Source organism: Sporosarcina ureae, assembly GCF_002101375.1.
GTDB lineage: Bacteria > Bacillota > Bacilli > Bacillales_A > Planococcaceae > Sporosarcina > Sporosarcina ureae_B.
The window spans coordinates 2,925,132-2,945,547 of the sequence record NZ_CP015207.1; the positions used below are offsets into that span (position 1 = coordinate 2,925,132).

The 20,416-nt window shown below is 40.0% G+C and carries 22 protein-coding genes; 15 read left to right on the forward strand and 7 right to left on the reverse strand.

What is annotated here, in order from left to right:
• Window positions 1-24: 24 nt before the first annotated feature.
• Complete coding sequence (locus tag SporoP8_RS14270) at window positions 25-969, reverse strand: COX15/CtaA family protein (protein WP_085133131.1); 945 nt, start codon at window positions 967-969, stop codon at window positions 25-27.
• Between the two features lie 374 nt (window positions 970-1,343).
• Here SporoP8_RS14270 and cyoE point away from each other — a divergent pair, with 374 nt between their 5' ends.
• From cyoE to SporoP8_RS14305, 7 genes are all read left to right on the forward strand, one after another.
• Window positions 1,344-2,261, forward strand: a complete 918-nt coding sequence (cyoE, locus tag SporoP8_RS14275; protein ID WP_085133132.1) for a heme o synthase — start codon at window positions 1,344-1,346, stop codon at window positions 2,259-2,261.
• 102 nt (window positions 2,262-2,363) lie between these two features.
• Window positions 2,364-3,431: a cytochrome c oxidase subunit II gene (coxB, locus tag SporoP8_RS14280; RefSeq protein WP_085133133.1), complete on the forward strand. Its 1,068-nt coding sequence runs from the start codon at window positions 2,364-2,366 to the stop codon at window positions 3,429-3,431.
• 33 nt (window positions 3,432-3,464) lie between these two features.
• Complete coding sequence (locus tag SporoP8_RS14285; RefSeq protein ID WP_085133134.1) at window positions 3,465-5,342, forward strand: cytochrome c oxidase subunit I; 1,878 nt, start codon at window positions 3,465-3,467, stop codon at window positions 5,340-5,342.
• Entirely contained in the window at window positions 5,342-5,968 is a 627-nt protein-coding gene (locus SporoP8_RS14290) for a cytochrome (ubi)quinol oxidase subunit III (RefSeq protein ID WP_085133135.1), read from the forward strand. Before SporoP8_RS14285 ends, SporoP8_RS14290 begins: the two co-directional genes overlap by 1 nt.
• Window positions 5,968-6,315: a cytochrome C oxidase subunit IV family protein gene (locus SporoP8_RS14295; protein ID WP_085133136.1), complete on the forward strand. Its 348-nt coding sequence runs from the start codon at window positions 5,968-5,970 to the stop codon at window positions 6,313-6,315. The genes SporoP8_RS14290 and SporoP8_RS14295 overlap by 1 nt, the downstream gene beginning before the upstream one ends.
• Window positions 6,316-6,538: 223 nt before the next feature.
• Window positions 6,539-7,462 (forward strand): cytochrome c oxidase assembly factor CtaG, encoded by a 924-nt coding sequence (gene ctaG / locus SporoP8_RS14300; protein ID WP_085133137.1) that lies wholly within the window; start codon window positions 6,539-6,541, stop codon window positions 7,460-7,462.
• 25 nt (window positions 7,463-7,487) lie between these two features.
• A complete protein-coding gene (locus SporoP8_RS14305) occupies window positions 7,488-7,949 on the forward strand; it encodes a DUF420 domain-containing protein (RefSeq protein ID WP_085133138.1) in 462 nt (153 codons plus the stop codon).
• A 126-nt stretch (window positions 7,950-8,075) separates the two neighbouring features.
• On the opposite strand, the gene ytvI is transcribed toward SporoP8_RS14305, so the two are convergent.
• Entirely contained in the window at window positions 8,076-9,131 is a 1,056-nt protein-coding gene (gene ytvI, locus SporoP8_RS14310) for a sporulation integral membrane protein YtvI (RefSeq protein ID WP_085133139.1), read from the reverse strand.
• Between the two features lie 104 nt (window positions 9,132-9,235).
• Window positions 9,236-9,595 (reverse strand): YugN family protein, encoded by a 360-nt coding sequence (locus tag SporoP8_RS14315; RefSeq protein WP_029052401.1) that lies wholly within the window; start codon window positions 9,593-9,595, stop codon window positions 9,236-9,238.
• 332 nt (window positions 9,596-9,927) lie between these two features.
• Between SporoP8_RS14315 and SporoP8_RS14320 the strand changes: the two genes are divergently transcribed.
• Window positions 9,928-10,944, forward strand: coding sequence for a CAP domain-containing protein (locus SporoP8_RS14320; RefSeq protein ID WP_158232373.1), 1,017 nt, complete (start codon window positions 9,928-9,930; stop codon window positions 10,942-10,944).
• On the opposite strand, the gene SporoP8_RS14325 is transcribed toward SporoP8_RS14320, so the two are convergent.
• Window positions 10,941-11,672, reverse strand: coding sequence for an amino acid kinase family protein (locus SporoP8_RS14325; protein ID WP_085133141.1), 732 nt, complete (start codon window positions 11,670-11,672; stop codon window positions 10,941-10,943). The genes SporoP8_RS14320 and SporoP8_RS14325 overlap by 4 nt on opposite strands.
• 111 nt (window positions 11,673-11,783) lie before the next feature.
• Here SporoP8_RS14325 and SporoP8_RS14330 point away from each other — a divergent pair, with 111 nt between their 5' ends.
• Window positions 11,784-13,196, forward strand: coding sequence for a UDP-N-acetylmuramoyl-L-alanyl-D-glutamate--2,6-diaminopimelate ligase (locus SporoP8_RS14330; RefSeq protein ID WP_158232254.1), 1,413 nt, complete (start codon window positions 11,784-11,786; stop codon window positions 13,194-13,196).
• A gap of 71 nt (window positions 13,197-13,267) precedes the next feature.
• Window positions 13,268-13,708, forward strand: a complete 441-nt coding sequence (locus SporoP8_RS14335) for a YlbF/YmcA family competence regulator (protein WP_085133660.1) — start codon at window positions 13,268-13,270, stop codon at window positions 13,706-13,708.
• Window positions 13,709-13,848: 140 nt separating this feature from the next.
• Here the strand turns inward: SporoP8_RS14335 and SporoP8_RS14340 are convergent, their stop codons facing one another.
• On the reverse strand, window positions 13,849-14,718 hold the full coding sequence (locus tag SporoP8_RS14340; protein WP_085133143.1) for a glycerophosphodiester phosphodiesterase: 870 nt from the start codon (window positions 14,716-14,718) through the stop codon (window positions 13,849-13,851).
• A 285-nt stretch (window positions 14,719-15,003) separates the two neighbouring features.
• Between SporoP8_RS14340 and SporoP8_RS14345 the strand changes: the two genes are divergently transcribed.
• Entirely contained in the window at window positions 15,004-15,276 is a 273-nt protein-coding gene (locus SporoP8_RS14345; protein WP_029052395.1) for a YlbG family protein, read from the forward strand.
• A gap of 14 nt (window positions 15,277-15,290) precedes the next feature.
• On the opposite strand, the gene SporoP8_RS14350 is transcribed toward SporoP8_RS14345, so the two are convergent.
• A complete protein-coding gene (locus SporoP8_RS14350) occupies window positions 15,291-15,686 on the reverse strand; it encodes a DUF7147 family protein (RefSeq protein ID WP_085133144.1) in 396 nt (131 codons plus the stop codon).
• A 71-nt stretch (window positions 15,687-15,757) separates the two neighbouring features.
• Between SporoP8_RS14350 and SporoP8_RS14355 the strand changes: the two genes are divergently transcribed.
• From SporoP8_RS14355 to coaD, 3 genes are read left to right on the forward strand one after another with little or no spacing between them, the layout of a single operon-like run.
• On the forward strand, window positions 15,758-17,200 hold the full coding sequence (locus SporoP8_RS14355) for a hypothetical protein (RefSeq protein ID WP_085133145.1): 1,443 nt from the start codon (window positions 15,758-15,760) through the stop codon (window positions 17,198-17,200).
• On the forward strand, window positions 17,197-17,751 hold the full coding sequence (rsmD, locus tag SporoP8_RS14360) for a 16S rRNA (guanine(966)-N(2))-methyltransferase RsmD (protein WP_085133146.1): 555 nt from the start codon (window positions 17,197-17,199) through the stop codon (window positions 17,749-17,751). The genes SporoP8_RS14355 and rsmD overlap by 4 nt, the downstream gene beginning before the upstream one ends.
• Window positions 17,752-17,755: 4 nt before the next feature.
• On the forward strand, window positions 17,756-18,238 hold the full coding sequence (gene coaD, locus SporoP8_RS14365; protein ID WP_085133147.1) for a pantetheine-phosphate adenylyltransferase: 483 nt from the start codon (window positions 17,756-17,758) through the stop codon (window positions 18,236-18,238).
• A 116-nt stretch (window positions 18,239-18,354) separates the two neighbouring features.
• Here the strand turns inward: coaD and SporoP8_RS14370 are convergent, their stop codons facing one another.
• Window positions 18,355-19,239 carry a hypothetical protein gene (locus SporoP8_RS14370; protein ID WP_143560922.1) on the reverse strand — a complete coding sequence of 295 codons (885 nt, stop codon included), beginning with the start codon at window positions 19,237-19,239 and terminating at the stop codon, window positions 18,355-18,357.
• 127 nt (window positions 19,240-19,366) lie between these two features.
• On the opposite strand from SporoP8_RS14370, the gene SporoP8_RS14375 reads away from it, so the two are divergent.
• Entirely contained in the window at window positions 19,367-20,413 is a 1,047-nt protein-coding gene (locus tag SporoP8_RS14375) for a SepM family pheromone-processing serine protease (protein ID WP_085133149.1), read from the forward strand.
• Window positions 20,414-20,416 lie beyond the last annotated feature (3 nt).

Sequence of the window (20,416 nt, forward strand, 5' to 3'; positions counted from 1 at the left end):
AAACAGCTGTTGCACGCCCTCAAATTACTTCTTTATCCGGTTGCGAGAGACTAAAAGAACTAAATAAGTTAATAAGCCAAATAATAATGTGATGAACAACGAATGTAACAAAGCAAAATAGAGATTTAATTTAGTCAGTACGACAATCATCCCTGTAGTTGCTTGTGCGAGTACTAAGCCAAATGCTGTAATCCAACCCCAGTAAATAACGCGTTGATCACTATAATGTTTAATGGCTTTAATTGCGATGAACCCAATCCATACAACAATCAAAGCTGCAGCTAAACGGTGACCCATTTGTATCCATTCATACATATTATTCGGTAGGCTGAATTCGTTATTCCGGCACAAAGGCCAGTCAGAACATACAAGACCTGAACTGGTATGACGGACAAGAGCGCCAGTGTATATAACAAAGTATGAATAAATAGTTACCCCGATGGTGTGGTAACGTAATGATTTGTCTATACGTATCTTATCTGCGTCGAACTTCTGGTCTACTTCAAAAACCAATAAAGTTAATAGGAAGACTGACGCAAAGGATATGAGGGAAATCCCAAAGTGTAAGGCCAAGATAAAATCACCTTGTCCCCATAATACTTGCGCTGCTCCAATCAATGCCTGTAGAATCAAGAAAAATACTGCCATAAAAGCTAAAAACTTTGTTTCGCGGACATGACCAAGTGCTTTCCACGACCATATAGCCAGTATGACGATGAAAATACCTACTGAACCTGTAACTAAACGATGTGAGAATTCGATTAATACTTCTGCTGTGATGTCATCAGGAATAAGTTGTCCATTACATCCCGGCCAATGCCTTCCACACCCCATACCACTGTCGGTTTTAGTAACTAGCGCTCCACCAAGTAAGATCGCGAGCATGCCGATCGTTGAAGCTACCCCAAACCATTTTAAAAATCTGTTGTATCGCAAGTACGAAACACCTTCTTCTATTGAATTGACCATCAAAAGGTCGATTTACGTAAAATTTTGCCTGAATTCCAAAAATAATTATATTGAGATATATCGTTGAATCTCAATGGATTCTGTGGAATTGAAGCATCTATTGCAAGCTTTATGATAACGAAAAAATGACAGAAACACAATGCATGAAGGGAATAAACCACTGATGTATAAGGCTTTTCACAAATTGTTCATAAAATAGTCTCTTTAACTTCACAAATGAGAGCCACAAATGCATTACTATATAGAAGGTGAATGATAAAGACACAAAGGTTGCATAAACCGCTATAAATTGAGAATTGGTCTGGAAATTCCGGACGATTTTAGATATAGTAGGTGATAGGGTCTTTGCTGAAAACTTTGAAAGGAGGGTTATTATGTCAAACGGTCGAACGCTTTCGACAGTTGCAGATCCAAAAGTAGAAACCATTACCTTGTGGAAAGACTTTTTGGCGCTGATCAAAATAGGTATTGTCAACTCGAACTTGATCACTACGTTCACCGGTCTTTTTTTGGCATTTCAATTCACTGGTAAAAGTTTTCTCCACAACTTTGATCTACTGGTATTTGCGATTCTGGGAACAGGATTGATTATCGCATCTTCGGGCGCAATGAATAACTTGATTGACCGCGATATTGATCCCGTCATGTCGAGAACAAAGTCGAGACCGACAGTAACAGGTAGATTTAAAGCTCCCGCTGTGATGACGTTAGCCGTTACATTCTTAGTGGCTGGAGAAGTATTATTATTCTCTGCATCACCTATGGCAGGTTGGCTTGGCATCTTGGGTGTATTCGCTTATGTTGTTTTGTATTCCATGTGGTCAAAACGTAAGCATGTAAGCAATACCGTAGTAGGAAGTCTTTCAGGAGCAATTCCACCCCTAATCGGATGGGCAGCTGTTGATCCTACACTGCCAATGGGAGCGTGGGCATTGTTTTTCATCATGTTCATATGGCAACCACCGCATTTCTATGCGTTGGCTATGCGCAGAACAGAAGAGTATCGAGCGGCTAACATTCCGATGTTACCAGTTGTAAAAGGGTTTGAGCGGACGAAGAAGTCGATGCTCATGTGGGTATTGCTACTATTTCCATTACCATTCTTGTTACCACAGCTCGGCACCGGGTTTATAGTTTTTGCAACACTGTTGAATATTGGATGGCTTTATTTATCTATCAAAGGATTCAAAGCCAAAGAAGATTTGAAATGGGCAACAGGAATGTTCGTTTATTCTTTAAATTATATGACAATCTTGTTTGTATCCATGATTATTTTCTCTATATTCATCTAACGTATCGGAATTCTTTCTTTAAAACAGGAATTCATCATAAAGGGGCACTCAGTCCTCCAGAGTAGAAAAACATTTTTTTAGAAAGAGAGGTATTAGTTAGCGATGATTAAAGGACTCAAAAAGTGGCGTCTCTTTTCTTTACTAGCGGTTTTCGCTGTGTTCATGGCAGGTTGTGGTAATGAAGAAATTTCAACCTTCCAACCAGCTGGACAAGTCGCTAATGACCAGTTCAAGTTGTTGCTATTAGCATCAGGAATCATGTTACTGGTTATCATTGTAGTAGTAATTATTTACACTGTTGCATTATTCCGCTTCAGACGTTCCAAATTGGGTGAAGATCATATCCCAGAGCAAGTGGAAGGAAGTCACACACTTGAGCTGCTTTGGACATTCATTCCAATAGTATTACTTTTGATTCTTGCTATTCCTACCGTTCACTACACATATAAATTAGGTGATGTGAAGGCAATGGGAGCAGTTGATGAAGACGGCAACGCGGAGAACTTAGTAGTAGATGTTACAGCGAAGTTGTATTGGTGGGAGTTCGAGTATCCTGATCTAGGTATTGTTACTGCTCAGGAACTAGTAGTACCTACTGATGAAAAAGTTTATTTCAACTTGATCGCAGCGGACGTAAAGCACTCATTCTGGATTCCGTCAGTTGGCGGTAAGCTAGATACGAACGTTGAGAACGTAAATAAATTCTATCTGTCATTTGAGAAAGAATCTGACGGCTTGAAAGATGGCGTTTTCTACGGGAAATGTGCTGAGCTATGTGGACCTTCTCACGCATTGATGGACTTTAAAGTGAAAACATTACCGAGAGACCAATTTGACAGCTGGGTTACAGCTATGCAGAAAACAGCAGAAGAACCTGTTGTTGCAAACGCTGACGGCGAAGAAGTCTTCTCTCAAAGCTGTATCGGTTGTCACGCAGTTTCAGGTGTAGGTGAGTCTGGTGCACAAGGACCAAACTTGGCTTCATTCGGTGATCGTAATCGTGTGGCAGGTTTCCTTGAACACGATGAAGAAAACTTGAAAGATTGGATTCGTGATACACAGAAACATAAGCCAGGCAATACGATGCCTTCATTCAGTGAAGATCAGATTTCTGATGAAGACTTAGATGCTTTAGCTGAATACTTAATGGGCTTAAAAGTAGCAAAATAATTTTCAAACGGAAATTGAATAGGAGGTAACACAGTGAGTTCAGTTGCTCAAAAAAGTGGCTTTGGCGCAACACTATGGGATTGGCTAACAACAGTCGACCATAAGAAGATCGGAATTCTGTATCTCCTCGGGGGATTATTCTTCTTCGTTCTTGGTGGTATTGAAGCGATGATCATTCGTCTTCAGTTGATGACGCCAAACAACGATCTCGTAAGCGCAGGGCTTTTTAATGACTTAATTACAATGCACGGAACGACCATGATTTTCTTGGCAGCAATGCCGATTCTCTTTGGTTTTATGAACGCGATCATGCCGCTTCAAATCGGGGCACGTGACGTAGCGTTTCCATTCATCAACTCATTAGGTTTTTGGATGTTCGCATTTGGTGGTTTATTCCTTAACATCTCTTGGTTATTCGGTGAAGTTCCAGATGCTGGATGGACATCTTATGCATCATTATCGCTTCACTCACCAGGACATGGTGTGGATTTCTATGCAATCGGTTTACAGATCGCGGGTGGTGGTACGTTGATGGCAGGGATTAACTTCCTTGTAACTATCATTAACATGCGTGCACCAGGGATGACGTATATGCGTATGCCTTTGTTTACATGGACTACGTTTGTTGCGTCTGCAATGATTTTGTTCGCATTCCCTCCGTTGACTATCGGATTGTTCTTCCTAACGTTTGACCGTATGTTTAGTGGTAACTTCTTTGATCATACGATGGGCGGAAACACGATTATCTGGGAGCATATTTTCTGGATTTTCGGTCACCCTGAAGTATATATCTTGATTTTGCCGGCATTCGGTATTTTCTCAGAGGTATTCTCCGTATTTTCACGGAAACGTCTATTCGGTTACACAGCGATGGTATTCGCTACAGTGTTAATCGGTTTCTTAGGCTTCATGGTATGGGCTCACCATATGTTTACAGTTGGTCTTGGGCCGACAGCGAACGCAATCTTCGCAGTAGCGACGATGGCAATTGCTGTACCTACAGGTGTTAAAATCTTTAACTGGTTGCTTACAATTTGGGGCGGTAGTATAAAAGTTACAACTCCAATGCTCTATGCTTTAGGTTTTATTCCTTCATTCGTAATGGGTGGAGTAACAGGTGTAATGCAAGGGGCAGCACCACTTGACTATCAGCTACACGATTCTTACTTCATCGTAGCTCACTTCCACTACGTAATCGTAGGTGGGGTAGTACTAGCTATTTTTGCCGGCCTTCACTACTGGTGGCCAAAAATGTTCGGTACGATGTTGAGCGAGTTTTTAGGGAAAATTACTTTTGTATTCTTCTTTATCGGTTTCCACATGACATTCCTAATTCAACACTGGTTAGGTTTCTGGGGAATGCCACGTCGTGTTTGGACGTTTATGGACGGACAAGGCTGGAACATTGCAAACATGGTAAGTACAATCGGTGCGCTATTAATGGCAATTGGTTTTACAGTCATGGTAATCAATATCATTATGACAACTGTTAAAAATGAGCGCGTTGGAAATGATCCTTGGGGCGACGGACGTACACTTGAGTGGGCGATTCCATCACCACCACCTTTCTATAACTTCCCTGCAACTCCATTAGTCCGTGGTTTGGATACTCTATGGATTGAGAAGATGGAAGGTAGTAAGGAAATGATTACACCAGCTGAACCTATTACAGACATTCATATGCCACACGGTTCAATTATCCCAATGTTGATGACTCTTGGATTATTCATCGCTGGATTCGGTGCGATGTTCCAACAGGAAACTTCGTGGGGACTGGGAGTATTGATCTTTGGTCTTGCTTTCACGTTCGTTGCAATGGCTACACGTTCATTGAAAGATGACCTTGGTTACTATGTAACGAAAGAGCAAATCTTGCAGGATCAAGAAAATATTAAAAGGGGGCGTAACTAATGGATTTGAATACAAAATTCACCCCTGAAACATGGCCAGCTCATCCTGAGAGAGCGACTATGGAAGCTAAAAATAAATTCGTTGGTTTCTGGCTATTCCTTGGCGGAGAGACAATTCTCTTCGCTACGTTGTTCGCAACGTATATGGCTTTGAAAAACAAAGGTCCGAGCGGCTTTGGTTTCACAACGCAAGAACTATACACATTGCCGTTAGTATTTGTAATGACAATGCTTCTTTTAACATCTTCACTAACAAGTGTGTACGCAATGTACCATCTGAAGAGTTTCAATTTCAAAAAGATGCAGCTATGGTTAGGTATAACAGCATTATTAGGACTTGGATTCTTGATGTTAGAAGTGTATGAGTTTTCTCATTACGTTCAATTAGGATTTACGTTCAGTAATAGTGCGTTCAGTTCCGCTTTCTATACATTAGTAGGAACACACGGATTCCACGTTGCAATTGGTTTAGTATGGATCACGTTGTTGATCTTCCGTAACTCAAAGCGTGGACTGAACTTGTATAACGCTACTAAGTATTATACATTTTCTCTTTACTGGCACTTCATTGACGTAGTTTGGGTATTCATCTTTACTGTAGTCTACTTGATGGGAGTGATCGGTTGATGTCAGAAGTTCAAATGATTAAAAGATCTCCTGCTGAACAGTCGCTATCTCAACGTCGAGCAAAAGAAGCAATGCGCAGCCAAGTTGCGATGTTTTCTCTGATGATTTTCTTAACACTTGTATCATTTTCTATGGTGTTTGCTCATCTAAATGACGTTCCTGGTTTCTCAAAATTCTTTATTATTCCAACTCTATTCCTCTTTGCAGCTGTACAAGTTGGTCTTCAACTTTATTACTTCATGCATATGAATGAAAAAGGACATGGCATTCCACAAATGTTTATGTTTACAGGTGCAATGTTAGGATTTTTGCTCCCACTTACATTTGTAACGATCGTTTGGTGGTAAGCAATAGAAAGAGCTTATGGATTCTTCCATAAGCTCTTTTTCTATTCGCTTTTAGATGAAATTGTCAAAGTTCGTACATTGAGTTATGAACCGTATGCTCGTATAATAGGCATAGGAAAGAACTTCGTCGACTTTGTGCTGTGATCGAATATGTATTGTAAATAACTCAGCATTACACACAGAATAGATTTAGCGGATTAATTATTAAAGGAGAGTGATTGTTTTGCCGTTAAGTATTTTTGGTTTTAGGGCTTTGTGGAGTCCTTATTTCTTAATAGCCATTGCACTTGGAATCGTTCTATATTATCTCGTAACAGTTAAATGGCGGGATCGGTTTGAGGGGTCACAACCGTTAACGAAAACGCAAGCCGTGTATTTTTTGACTTCCATGGTGTTACTGTATATTGTCAAAGGTTCACCCATGGATTTAATAGGTCATATCTTATTTTCTGTCCATATGGCTCAAATGGCTATATTGCTGTTGATTGTAGCACCGTTCTTCATAATCGGTATACCCAACTGGGTATGGGAAAGACTATTATCATTCACGATTTTCAAGAAAATATTTATGCTATTGACTAAACCGCTCGTTAGTTTGTTGTTGTTTACTTTTATGTTCTCGATGTATCATTATCCACTCATTCTGGATCAGGTGAAGTTAAGTTTACCATTACACACTATTTTCACCATCACCCTTTTCTTCTCTGCTATTTGTCTCTGGTGGCCAGTAGTGAATACCGTAAAAGGACAGCCACAACTTCACGGTTTGAAAAAGATTGGGTATGTAATATTAAGTGCATTGCTCATTACACCTGCTTGTTCGTTAATTATCTTCGTGGACGTACCTGTATACGAAACATACAGCAGTGGTGAAGCGTGGCTACAGGCTATGGCACTTTGTGTGCCAAGCGGAACGTTAGCAGGTCTGTCAGGTCTTGGCATTTCCGGACCTGAACTATTCACAAATATGCCTACACTGTATGATCAGCAATTAGGTGGAATATTGATGAAAGTTATCCAAGAAATCGTCTATGTTGTTATTATTGGTCGCATTTTCTTAAGCTGGTCACAGTATGAAAAAGATAATGCGGATGAAATTACAAGGCAAGATTTACTCGAACGTCATAACTTAACTATGCATGGCTGATTGAGAAAAAAGGAGTTAGCAAAGGATGGGACTACCACTATTACCGACCATTAGTACAATTTTCATCATCTTCTCTGCTATTCTGGTCGCGATTGGTTGGAATTTAATACGGCAAAGAAAAATAGAAGCACACAAAAAAACCATGATCGCGGCAGCTGTGTTTGCAGTATTATTTTTAATCATTTATATCTCTAGAACAGTATTGATAGGAAACACGGCTTTTGGTGGACCAGATGAGTTAAAAACTTATTATACAGTGTTTTTAATTTTCCACATTATATTAGCAACGACAGGGGCCGTATTAGGAGTCATTACGATCAATGCGGGCTTGAAGAACAATCTTGTACGCCATCGTAAAATCGGCCCTGTTGCGAGTGTTATCTGGTTCTTCACAGCCATTACAGGAGTCGCTGTGTACTTGCTACTGTATGTTTTTTATAAAGGTGGAGAAACTACTTCGGTATTTAAAGCGATTCTTGGTATTTAATATTTCATTTAAAACTGAAGCTTGACCATAGTTCTATGGTTAGGCTTCAGTTTTTTTATAGATAGCGAATGCACTGCGCATACTATAATACAAAAGGGATATCTCCATGGAGATATCCCTTTTGTATTATATCTTGAAATTCAGTTTGATGATGCCGGCTTCTCTAGCTGTATTAAAGAGTATGACGAGCAATGGTCCGATGAAGAAACCGAGGATGCCGAAAAGTTTCAACCCGATGAACATCGCAATCAAAGTAGGTAATGGAGACAAACCGATTTGGGAACCCATTACTTTTGGTTCGATAGTTCTTCTGATAACTAAAAGTATTACAGCTAATATCGCTAATTTTGTACCCATTGCGATATCGCCTGAAATATATTGATAGATCGACCAAGGCGCGAGAATAATAATAGAGCCTAGTATCGGGATGACATCAATAATCCATATTACCAACGCCATCACTACTGCATATTTAGGTATGATCATCAATAAGCCGATAAAGGAAACGACTAGAATAATTAAACTGACAAGCAATTGAGCTTTGACGAACCCTACTACCACAAAACGTAATCTGTTCATCATATAGTGTACTTTTTCCGCAGTGGCTTCTGTTAAATGAAAATAAAAAGTTTTTTTCAAGTTTGGTAATTCCAACATGAACAAAAATAATGCGATCATGAACACAATAAAGCTAACAAGGAAATTGGGTATGTCCGAAATTAAAGCTAAAATGCGATCATAACTAAAAAGTGTAATGATTGAAATTCGAATGGATTCGATAATTTCATTGAATTCGTTCTCTAGCATAGCCAAAATATCTTCGGGCATGCCTACCGTGTACTGAAATAGCTTGCTTTGAGTGTCAATCCATACACTGGAAAGAGAATTTAAGTAATTCGGAATCTCTTTTGTAAAATGAACTATTTTTCCGATGAGTGTAGTGACGGTATAGAAAAGGACAAGTACAATGATTCCAACAAATACGATAAAATTCACAATGACAGAAACTTTACGCTTCCATTTAAATCGTATTTCTACCCATTTAACAAGAGGATCTAAGAAAAGCGCCGTTAGCAAAGCCAAAATAATAGGGATGGAAACGGGTAAAATGAAGAATATAATAACCAATAGTACAATGACACTGAATGCAATCATGATATTTCTTTTTGTGAGCAATTTCAAAAGTGATCGTCCTCCACGTAGATACTGTTTTTATTATAACCAAATTAGTGGAGTAATAGTAGAAAAAGCCGAAGAACATTTAGCTCTCCGGCTTTTTCCTATCATTACAAACTATATTGCTTTAACTCGTCATATACTTTCTTTAACGTTAGTTCGCAGTCCTTAACTAAGCTAGCAGGGAAGTTTTCTTCTTCGCCGTACTCCACGCCGTGTGGGTAGTAGTGCTTTCCTAGAACGGGTTGCTTTAGACGAACTGTTGCTTTTCTGCCATCGATGTCGCCTTCAACAAGTTCACCAAAAACGCGCAAGTAGTATGTACCTTCTTTAACAATATACTTCTTATCGAATGTTACACGCTCATAATCCCATTGCCCATCAATTTCAAGATTATTTTTATTCATAATTTCTTCCATTACTCGTAAATCTGCTACAAGGCCTTTAAGGCCAATATTTTCAACATACATCTGTATATCCCCCTCTATGTTCATCCTGACGAATACGTATACTATTATATCATAAAACAAATCGTTTTTAGTTGCAATGACAACATTGTGTCAACGCTTTCTTTCCTGACTCATATAGGTGACTATAGTGTGTGTCTTCTGTACAATATAAGAAAGTTACCATTTTAGAATAGTTGTTCATCTTGAATAAGTATTCAATGCAAAATGATTTCTTGCAATACGTAATACTATTATAGGAGTAACATATAAAGAGTGGAAAGGAAGATAACATGTGGAGAGTAGGATGGAAGATTCTTGTTTTGCTTTTGATTGTAATGGGAGTCTTTTATTTCATGACTGATAAAACAAGTGAAAATCTGCCCCTAGAGTCACCAGTACAACATGGCTCGCCGATTGCTGTCCCTGAAAAAGGTCCATCGATCGGAGGAGAAGGTATGCCGAGACCTGATGAAGGTATGTCAGTACTTGTTGGGCAGAAAATCAACAAGCTAGAAGAACAATTTGGTAAACCCTCTAGAATTGAACCATCGAGTTTTCAGTACGAATGGTGGGTATATACACAAGAACCGCGTTTCATGGCAGGGGTTTTGAATGGGAAAGTGAACCAAATATATACGGCTGATCATATGGCAGATATAGCCCCCTTTAAAATCGGACAGAATATACAGGAGATTCATCGCTTTACGCCGATTGAATCCGAGATTGACGTGAAGATTAATGAAAACATTTATACATTTTCATTAAATAGTGAAGATATTAAAAATCGTCTTCTTATACCATATGAGAATTTATTTGTACAATTATATATCGATCAAGAAGATGGCGGGATTGAAGGTGTACGGTTCATCAGTCCGACTACTTTGGTGAAACATCAGCCTTATGACATGACCTATCTTGGAGAAATGATGGAAGCACCGAAGCCTTCATCAACTGTTCAGACTGAAGTGGACCGCGCAATGGAGCGACAGACGTTTGAATTGACCAACCAATTACGTGAAGAGCATCAACTGCCACTTTTATCATATAACGATAAACTGGCCACACTTTCGAGAAAGCATAGCCAGGAAATGATATTCCGTAAATATAGTTCTCATGATGAAGGACCAGTGGAAATGTTTGCTGAGCGTTTAAGAGATGTTGGACTTACTCCAAACAAAGCAGGCGAAAACATAGCGTTTAATTATATTGATGCTATTGAAACTGTACATGGTTGGCTAAACTCTCCAAAACACCGGGATGTCTTACTAGATCCGAATTTCACGCATACCGGCATTGGCGTTTATAATAAATACTATACCCAATCATTTATAGCAAAGCCTGAATCAGAAAACTCCATACATGACGACTAAGGAAGAATCCATGTACCTTCCTCATTTGATGCGATGCCTCGTATATGTAGAGGCATCGCTTTTTGTTTTGCATACACTGCAGCTTTTTCTTGAATAACGGGCCGATTACATTTTAGTAACGGGAGGAATTCATCGAATGTGAGTCGATCAAATCGTTTATAGTCAGAAGTAGTATGAGGATCAGCTGACATAACACCTGGTACATCTTTGAAAAACTCTACATGCTGAGCTTGTAATGCAGAGGCTAGTGCGATCGCCGTCAAATCACTGCCACCTCTACCGAGAGTCATAAACTTCCCTTGTATATTCATTCCTTGAAAACCAGGCACGATGATACATGAGTGAGTTTGAAATGTATTGACAATATGTGTACTGTTAATTTTATCAATCGTTGCATTACAGAAATCTCCCGATGTGCGAATGCCTGTATTTTGTCCATAGACAATCGTATTGTCTATACCTTCCGTGGATAATTCCGCAGATAATACAGCTGCAGCGATTAATTCGCCACATGCTGCGGCCAAGTCTCTGGCTTCGCCAGATTTCGAGAAGGAGTCCGTCAGGGTAAGCAAATCGTCTGTGGAATAGGCGTCGCCTTTTCTACCCATTGCAGAAACTACAACGATGACGGCACGATATTTCGACAATGCTTGTCGAATATGCTGAATACACTTGGTACGTTGTTGTTGATTCTGCATGGCAATTCCGCCGAACTTCTGGATAATCATAGAATCCCAACTTTCTTCGTGACATTCTTCTTATGCCTTTCATAGAATACTTTATGCTTCGTTTCATTATATTCTCTGGAGAATAAAAGGTTCGGGAAGGGGCGGGAGACCTTGCTTTTATCTGAATTACTAAAGGATTGGCCATGCACTATTTTACAGGGCTCAATTCGACGGGCAATCGATGGGATCACGGAATCTTCAAAGAGGGTCAAGAAAAATTATGTATTTGTAGCAAAGAAAGGAGTTATGACAGATGGAATGACATTTATTGAAGAAGCGATTTCAAATGGAGCAAACACGTTGGTAATCGATCGAGAAAACATAGATCTAACACGCATACCAGCAAACATTACGATCGTTCTGATTCCCGATAGTTCGCTTTTTATTTCATATGGAAGTGCGAAGTTTTCAGATAACCCAGCTGAAGAATTACGCATCATTGGCATTACGGGGACGAACGGTAAAACTACAGTCAGTCATTTTATCGGGCAATTATTAAAAGAACTCGGACATAAAACAGCTGTTATTGGAACGACAGGTCTTTATATTGACGGTAAGCTAACAGAGCCGATTCGAAATTCTATGACGACGATGCCAGCTGAGCAATTACATCCTATTTTACGTAGATGTATTAAGCAACAAGTCACCCATATTGTTCTTGAGGCATCTTCAATTGGGCTGTTCAAGAATCGTTTAGCACACTGCCCGTTAACTGTTGGTGTTTTTTTGAATATTGGAATGGATCACTATGTAGAACATGGAGGTAGACAGCCATACATCGATGCCAAAAAATTACTTATTCCATTAGCTGATCAGCTTGTAATTAATGAAGATGACGAGACATGTCGTGCTATAGGGGAGGAATTATCCAAACCGCCCATTTATTTCAGCAGTCGACATATTAACGGCAAGCCACAACAAAAAGTGCTACTTGCTAATTTAGGTCATCACAATGAAATGAATGCAAGGGCGGCTATAGGAGCACTCATGGCGCTTGGATATTCATTACGCGTCATAAAGCCTCATTTGCATGCTTTGCGCCTTCCAACTGGGCGACTGGAGAAATATGAAGAAGCGGGTATTGAAGTGTATGTAGATTATGCGCACACACCAGACGCCTTACAAGCGGTATTGGAAGCCTTGTCTGAGTCCTCCAAACGGCTGATAACTGTATTTGGATGTGGAGGAGAAAGAGACCGTGACAAGCGTCCACAAATGGGTGCAGTTGCTGCTCACTACAGTTCACATGTGATTTTGACTTCTGATAATCCAAGAACAGAAGATCCGTCACAAATTATTGTGGACATTTTGGGGGGCATGGTGGGTTTTACAACCCCTATCGAAATCTTCATCGATCGGCACCAGGCAATCCAATACGCTGTCACACAAGCGCAGCCAGGTGAGATTGTGCTCATTGCAGGGAAAGGACATGAACAAATACAGCAAATAGAGCATCAGACGATACACTTTTGCGATATGGAAGAAGTGAAAAAAACGTTTAGTAGGAGAAATACCAAAAAGTAAAAGTCTTAATGGATAGTCGAGGAAGCAGTTTTTTGTTATGATAGTGGTGATAGGAGGTGCGGCAATTGGTAATGATGACAGATGAGTGGATGCGAGTCATCGATATGGCGGAAGAACTTTCCGAGATGCTGCTGTGTTCTGAAGTGGTGAAAACCTATCAAGACGCACATAACCGTGTATATTCAAACGCTGATCTGCGAAAAAAGATCATGGATTTCACTAAAATGAAAGAACAATATGAGGATGTACAGCGTTTTGGGCGCTATCATCCAGATTACAAAGTAATTATGAAGGAAATTCGGGTTCAAAAGCGCGAACTGGATTTACAAGATGAAGTGGCTGCATTGCGTCTGGCTGAAAATGACGTACAGGATCTGTTGGACGAAATTGGTATCTTGATTGGCCAGTCCGTTTCAGAAGCTGTGAAAGTACCAGCAGGTGATGGGACATTCTCTAACAGCTCTTGCGGTAGCGGTTGTGGTTCAGGTGGCAGCTGTTCTTGTTCAGCGTAAATTTATTTCATAAAAATGAGTAACCCCCTGCAAAAACTGCAGGGGGTTACTTTATAGATATAATTAGTGTCCGAGGAGAAGGTAAACATTAAAGTGGCGTTTTGAGCGCAAGCATGTCCACGGTAAGCCTTATAGTCACTTTAGTGCTCATTGAAGAACGTCAATAATTGTTTTGGGTAACATGTTATAAAACCATCGACGTCCAATTTAGCTAGTTTTGGAAGTTCATCTGTCTCATTCAACGCATAAAATACAGTTATATTGAGATCTTGTAAAAAGCGGACGAAACCTTCTGAAGCGAGTGGGAACACACCAAGTTTTTCGGGCAGGCAGAATAGATCTGCATTTGGTCGGTACAGATGACCGAATTTGCTCGTAAAAGCGACATAAGCTTTTTTTATTTCTTCACTTCCTGCACCTAAGGCAACAGAATTCTGAGCATATAGATTAAATCGATCAATTTGTTCATCGTATAGACTTGTTACTACAACACGTTCAGTAGCATCTACCTCTTTTAGTAGTCGCCACAATTTGGAAGGGATTAAACTTCCTTCATACGTTGTAGGGCAATCATTCATAGAGATGACAAGTAATAATTGGGGGAACTTTTCCAACAGTTCACGTAATGATACAACTGATACATCTCCATGCAAAGTATCAAGATCATGGGCGTTATTATATTTTGTCAAGATTTCATCTACTGTATAATCGGCTATTTCATTGGAAGGCAAAAGTTCCTGGTTAGGCACTAATAAAATATCTTCATCTTTCGTGAGTTGTATATCGACCGCGAATCCGTGAACACCTAAATCAGCCATCTTGGTATAAGCGGTAAGTGGGTCAACTTCTGTATTTTGGCACAGTTGCGCGTCAGTTAAAATAGCTACTTCCGAGAAATGGAGCGCTTTCTTTTCGGCTCGGGGTTCTGGTTTTGCTATTACTTTTGAAGCCGCCCATGCAGCTACACTTGCAGCTCCCACAGTTAATGCAACGTTTGTTTTCCTTCCCAATCTAAAACCTCCTCAATAATATAGTCAGTTATCACTTTTTTGTTGAGCTGATGTTTATACTTCAACTGAACAGAAAATACTTGTATCTAGTCGCCTTGTAAAAGTAAAGACAGATTGGAATCAGATAAATGTCTTCTTAAGTGTAACCTATTCCAGAGAAGGTGTGCAAACAAAGATTGGGGACTGGTCTGGTCTCCCATATATCTACGCAAACATTTCATATGCAAGGTTGCAGGACTTTTCTCACCTATGGTATTGTATGAAGTAAGAAAGAGGGGGAGAATCATGATTGATCGACAAGGCATAATTGTCTATCTCCATCATTTAAAACAAGCAAAATCATTGCGCAAATTTGGGCATGTTCATTATATTTCCAAACGAATGAAATACGTTGTGCTTTACTGTGATATGGAAGACGTGGAAACGACAATCACTAAGTTGGAGCGTTTGTCGGCTGTACGGAAAGTATTGCCTTCACAACGTCCCTTTGTTAGCACGATATATGAAAATGCAAAGCCCGATAAAGCAAAAGAATATGATTATAAAACAGGATTGTGACTTGCTGCCGCTTATTAATTTAGCGGCGGCAACAAGTGGTTTAAGCGTAAGACGCCTGTAATGTATTGGTAAAATAACTCATTTTCAGCAAATTCAGTTGAATGTTTTATTTCAATTCTGACGGGCTTTTTATTTAGCGACTCTGCATGCTCAACAAACAGGTCATAACGTTTCGATGGTTTGTCTGCAGAATAACGTATTCCTTCTCTGCAAATATAGATCGGCATGAAATGAGTGTTTTCATTTGCAGGAGTAAAGGAAACGGCTAATGATAATTGTTCATTAGAATGATGTTTCGATGAAAAAATATAGGACTTATGAATTCTGTGGGAGTTTGTAGACATTATTTCGAGTAATTCGTAGATGTCGCTATAGCCTTCCCCTAGTTCGATAAAACGTTGTTGGATCATAATCAAGCGCTTCCTTTCAGGCGATTAGTAATGGTTCGTGTCCATCATACCATGTGATGAGGTGTTGTACGTTGAAAGTTATTATAAGGATTTTATTTCTTTTGGCGGCAGTAAACGGTGGGCTCGTTTATTTGCATTACAGCCAATCGGTCAATGCAAATGGAGAAGGCGCGAATTCAGGTACGTATCGTCAGGAAATTGAGGTTGTCAATCGAGCGGATGGATTGTACATTCGTCACCACTTTTATAACTTGTCGGAAGGTAGACATGAGATTATCTGGCCGGAAGGAAGTGTGGAGCGCGGATGCGAAGCAGAGGACTCTTCTGCATGCGCTCGACTGAATGATTCCAGTGTAGCATTTGAAGAAGGCGGACGTGATCAACAATCCATTCGTTATAAACTACCGAAAAAAACACCGCTGACGGAGCGTAAATTATTTAAGGAGCCATTTGTGTTTCTTCAGGATGCAAAACCCCTGACGACGGTTCTTCACGTGACTGATGAGCAAGGTATTGGCGGCATGTGGGTGTCGGGATTGGAACGTGTAGGAAAGGCAAATAAAGAGCGTATTACCTATCGTTTGTATCGTGGCGTAGGATTTGTTAATGAGCTATATTGGCAGAAACAGGATGTGCCACTAGCATACACTTCAAATAAGTTGACAATCTTTGGTGAAGGCATCGATAAAAAGTATAATGACCGACTGGTTAATATGTTAGAAGCTATCGGTGGGAATCATGTCAGTGTAGTGTTAGCTTCCAGTAATCAGTCGCTGAATGCGGAACGCTTTATTATAGATAAAACAGATAATATGTCGCAAGTCATAAATCAAGTAGCCAGAATGAGTGTCCAGTCACGTTTCACTTTACAAGCGGACGAGCCATCGATGAGCAGTATGATTGCATCTATACTTGCAGATGATCCAGTAGGAACAAAAGCGGAACAAAAAGTATTTATTCGTTTGAAAGAATCCATCTCAGCAGAGCAATTTCGACAATTTCGTCAAAACATCCAAGAGAAAATAGACAAAAAAATTTCTTCATCCGATTTGGATAGAGCGTTATCCAAGATACTAGCATTTAACACTCACTATTTTCATCAGACGATGAAAGAGCAGCGATATAACTATCCATTCCTTTTATTTGATCCACGGCCTGTATTGCTTGATGGAGAAGAAGTTCCAGAAGTGAAGATAATAGTACAGGATGGTAAAAGTTTTTACCCAGCAGAAGAATTATTGTCAAAAATGGGTTATTCAATTCGTTCAAACGAGCAATCGATTTATATTGACAGTCCAAATCGCAGCTATCGTTTTTCTAAAGTACAACCTTTCTACATTATGAATAATAGCAAATATGATTACACGGAAAAGCCCTATATCTTAATCAATAAAACATTATATTTTGATGAAAATTGGTTGCGACGAATCTTCTTGGTGTTAATTGATAAGTCGGATGAAACCATTTCTATCGAACAAATTGAAAAGTTAATAAAGGAGATGGAAAAAGAATGAGAGTCATTTCCGGTTTGAGAAAAGGGATGTCTTTGAAATCCTTACCCGGCACATCGACGCGACCGACATCAGACAAGGTAAAAGAGTCTATTTTCAACAAAATCGGTCCTTATTTCGATGGGGGCACTGTTGTCGAGTTATTTGGCGGCAGTGGCTCTATTGCGATTGAGGCGCTATCAAGAGGGATGGAACAGGCCATTGTCTTTGAAAAGAATCCAAAAGCATGCGCTATTATCAAAATAAATGCAGAAAAGTGCCGAATGGAAGAATGTCTGTGGATTGAAAAAAAAGATGCACGACAGGCAGCTACGATTCTTAAGCAGAAAGAAGTCTCTATTGATCTGCTATTTGTGGATCCTCCCTACGCAACGGTCGAATACTATGATGTAATTAAAGACGTAATAGCACAAGGGTTGGTAGCGGATGATGCAACCATCATTTGTGAACATGATAAACATATAGATTTGCCCGATCATTATGATACATATAGTCAAATCAGTTCCACTATTTATGGAAGTACTGCTATTACGATTTACAAGAAAAGAGGCTGACGGCATGACACAAATTGCAATCGTACCAGGAAGTTTCGACCCGGTCACGAATGGACATTTAGATATTATAGAAAGAGCAGCAAAAACTTTCCAAGAAGTACATGTTGCCGTAATGAATAACTCTTCCAAAAAACCCTTATTTACAGTGGAGGAGCGTGTTGCTCTTATTCAGGAAGCTATATCGAAGTATGACAATGTCAAGATTGATACTTCTTCAGGGCTGTTGATTGATTATGCGCAAGAAGTTAACGCATCCGTCATTGTTCGTGGTTTACGCGCAATTTCGGATTTCGAGTATGAAATGCAAATTACGTCGATGAACCGAGTACTGGATGAGAGTATTGAAACGTTCTTTGTGATGACAAAGAGTCAGTATTCGTTCCTCAGCTCAAGTATCGTCAAAGAAGTGGCACGTTACGGTGGAGATGTCTCCACGCTCGTACCACCCCATGTCAATGTAGCTCTAACGAGAAAGTTCGAAAAATAAGGATACGTAATTAAAAAATGATAAAAGGATGACCTTTAGAGGCATCCTTTTTTGCATAGTATTACGTTTATCAGCGAATACTTTACATGGCACTCCATCAGTTTTTGATTACTCACTCAATAAATCCAAATGAATAATACAGGGACAAGTAACAGGTTCCAGCCCCTTGCAATCACATAAGGCAGTATACGTATACCAGCGCTTTTAGCGATTGTCATGACCTGCATATGAATGCTCATACCATTGATCGAAAGAATGGCCGCGATGAGCATCGGATAAATCGCATCTCCAGCAAAATGCTCGGTAGCAGACTGGACACCAGAAGTCATCTCGAACACGGCAAGCAATAAAGTTTTGGTAACTCCCATATCCACAGTAATTACGGAAGATATGGAATGCGAAAGCACATTGCCTAGAGAAGAGAAGAAAATGACTGTAGTCGCGACTAACAATATAACGGATGAACTGTCTTTAATAGAGCGCAACAAAGGAGATGTTTTATGTTGTTGTTGGGGGATGGACGGGACAGCTGTTTGCTGATATCGGCTTCCCACAAGTGACATGGCCAATACGAAAAATACGATATTAGCTAAATGAATGGCAATCAACAACTTCCAACCACTTGTCGTGCTGCCGAATAATTCGTTGCCAACAAAGCCAATAATGAACATAGGTCCTGGTGCATGACAGGATGCGACCAGCAAACTACTTTCAGCTGCAGAGATCTCTCCATTCTTTTTCATTTCACTAACGGTCACGGCCCCTACCGGGAAGCCTCCAAATGAACCAAGCACATAAGCCTTTATGTAACGGCTCCATTGACTGGTGCCCCGCTTGCTAGGCATTTTCAATAACCACTGCGTTAAAATAATATAGGGGAGCAAATAGGGTAGTAACGCATGAGTGAATAATTGGGCTCCCGAAACGGCACCTTCATGAGCGACATCTGGTTGCAAAATAAATAAAATAATTAGCGCCCAGATGAAGAGTACGTTACTCATTGTTCGATACGGCAGGATCATAAATAAAAAGCATCTGTCGCACTCCTTCCTAATTTTTGAAATACAATAAAATCTACCGTAATATATATGTAGTATTCGTACAGGCTATTAATGGAGGTGAGCTTTTATGAAAATGCGTAAATGGGGAATAGCGGCGGTCATTCTACTAATGATAGCTGTTTTAGTACTTTACCCGTTGGATATGTATATTTCTCGACCAGGCGGAGCCTATGATTTGGCACCCCTCGTAGAAGTGATAGGCGGAGATACTGACGACGTAGGAACATTTAGTTTGATGACAATTGCAATTGGCAAGGCAACACCTGTAACGTACGCTTGGTCAAAGATTTCAGATAAAATGAAGTTATTGCCGGCTACACAAGTAAGAAGGCATGGGGAAAGTGATGCAGAGTATGGAGTGCGTCAGAAAAAATTGATGGCTGATTCGAAAATACATGCCATATCGGTAGCGTTTGAGAAGGCAGGATTGCCGATTACCAGAAAATTCACGGGCGTCTTTGTAGCGGGTGTGTTACCCGCAGGAGCGTCAGCAGGAAAACTCGAAGTAGGGGACATCATTCAATCGATTGATCAACTAAAGCTCGCTTCCGCAGAAGAATTTATGCAAGAATTTGGTGATATGCATGAAGGTCAAAAAGTACATTTGCAAGTAGAACGTGGAAAACAGAAGTTGGATGTTCCGGTAGAATTAAAAGAACTTCCGGAGACGGACGGACGAGTAGGTTTAGGAATAGAGTTTGAAGAGCAGATTAAATTGGAAACAGAGCCAAAGGTGGATATACGTACAGAGGAAATCGGTGGGCCTTCAGCGGGTTTAATGTTCACACTGGAATTGATGAACCGACTAGTGGATGTCGATTTAACAAAGGGGTATAATATCGCAGGAACTGGCGAGATGCTTGAAGACGGGTCAGTAGGACGAATTGGTGGAATAGACTTTAAAATCATGGCAGCTGATCGTCAAGATATGGAGATATTTTTCGCGCCCGACGATGAATTACCGGAGGAAGTGAAAAAGAAGAATCCGCAGCTTCTCTCAAATTATGAAGAAGCGAAAGCAACTGCGGATAAAATCGGTACAAAAATGAAAGTTGTACCGGTCAAAACGATCGATGATGCATTAAGTTATTTGGAAAAACTAGAGGAAAAGTAAAGT

Excerpts from the sequence above, each read along its gene's own strand:
- coaD (WP_085133147.1), top strand. The coding sequence starts at position 17,756 with ATGACACAAATTGCAATCGTACCAGGAAGTTTCGACCCGGTCACGAAT.
- SporoP8_RS14305 (WP_085133138.1), top strand. The coding sequence starts at position 7,488 with ATGGGACTACCACTATTACCGACCATTAGTACAATTTTCATCATCTTC.
- rsmD (WP_085133146.1), top strand. The coding sequence starts at position 17,197 with ATGAGAGTCATTTCCGGTTTGAGAAAAGGGATGTCTTTGAAATCCTTA.
- SporoP8_RS14370 (WP_143560922.1), bottom strand. The coding sequence starts at position 19,239 with ATGAGTAACGTACTCTTCATCTGGGCGCTAATTATTTTATTTATTTTG.
- cyoE (WP_085133132.1), top strand. The coding sequence starts at position 1,344 with ATGTCAAACGGTCGAACGCTTTCGACAGTTGCAGATCCAAAAGTAGAA.
- SporoP8_RS14350 (WP_085133144.1), bottom strand. The coding sequence starts at position 15,686 with ATGATCCAACAACGTTTTATCGAACTAGGGGAAGGCTATAGCGACATC.
- SporoP8_RS14320 (WP_158232373.1), top strand. The coding sequence starts at position 9,928 with ATGACTGATAAAACAAGTGAAAATCTGCCCCTAGAGTCACCAGTACAA.
- SporoP8_RS14290 (WP_085133135.1), top strand. The coding sequence starts at position 5,342 with ATGGATTTGAATACAAAATTCACCCCTGAAACATGGCCAGCTCATCCT.
- SporoP8_RS14345 (WP_029052395.1), top strand. The coding sequence starts at position 15,004 with ATGATTGATCGACAAGGCATAATTGTCTATCTCCATCATTTAAAACAA.
- SporoP8_RS14325 (WP_085133141.1), bottom strand. The coding sequence starts at position 11,672 with ATGATTATCCAGAAGTTCGGCGGAATTGCCATGCAGAATCAACAACAA.
- SporoP8_RS14315 (WP_029052401.1), bottom strand. The coding sequence starts at position 9,595 with ATGTATGTTGAAAATATTGGCCTTAAAGGCCTTGTAGCAGATTTACGA.
- SporoP8_RS14335 (WP_085133660.1), top strand. The coding sequence starts at position 13,268 with ATGATGACAGATGAGTGGATGCGAGTCATCGATATGGCGGAAGAACTT.
- SporoP8_RS14270 (WP_085133131.1), bottom strand. The coding sequence starts at position 969 with ATGGTCAATTCAATAGAAGAAGGTGTTTCGTACTTGCGATACAACAGA.
- SporoP8_RS14375 (WP_085133149.1), top strand. The coding sequence starts at position 19,367 with ATGAAAATGCGTAAATGGGGAATAGCGGCGGTCATTCTACTAATGATA.
- coxB (WP_085133133.1), top strand. The coding sequence starts at position 2,364 with ATGATTAAAGGACTCAAAAAGTGGCGTCTCTTTTCTTTACTAGCGGTT.
- SporoP8_RS14295 (WP_085133136.1), top strand. The coding sequence starts at position 5,968 with ATGTCAGAAGTTCAAATGATTAAAAGATCTCCTGCTGAACAGTCGCTA.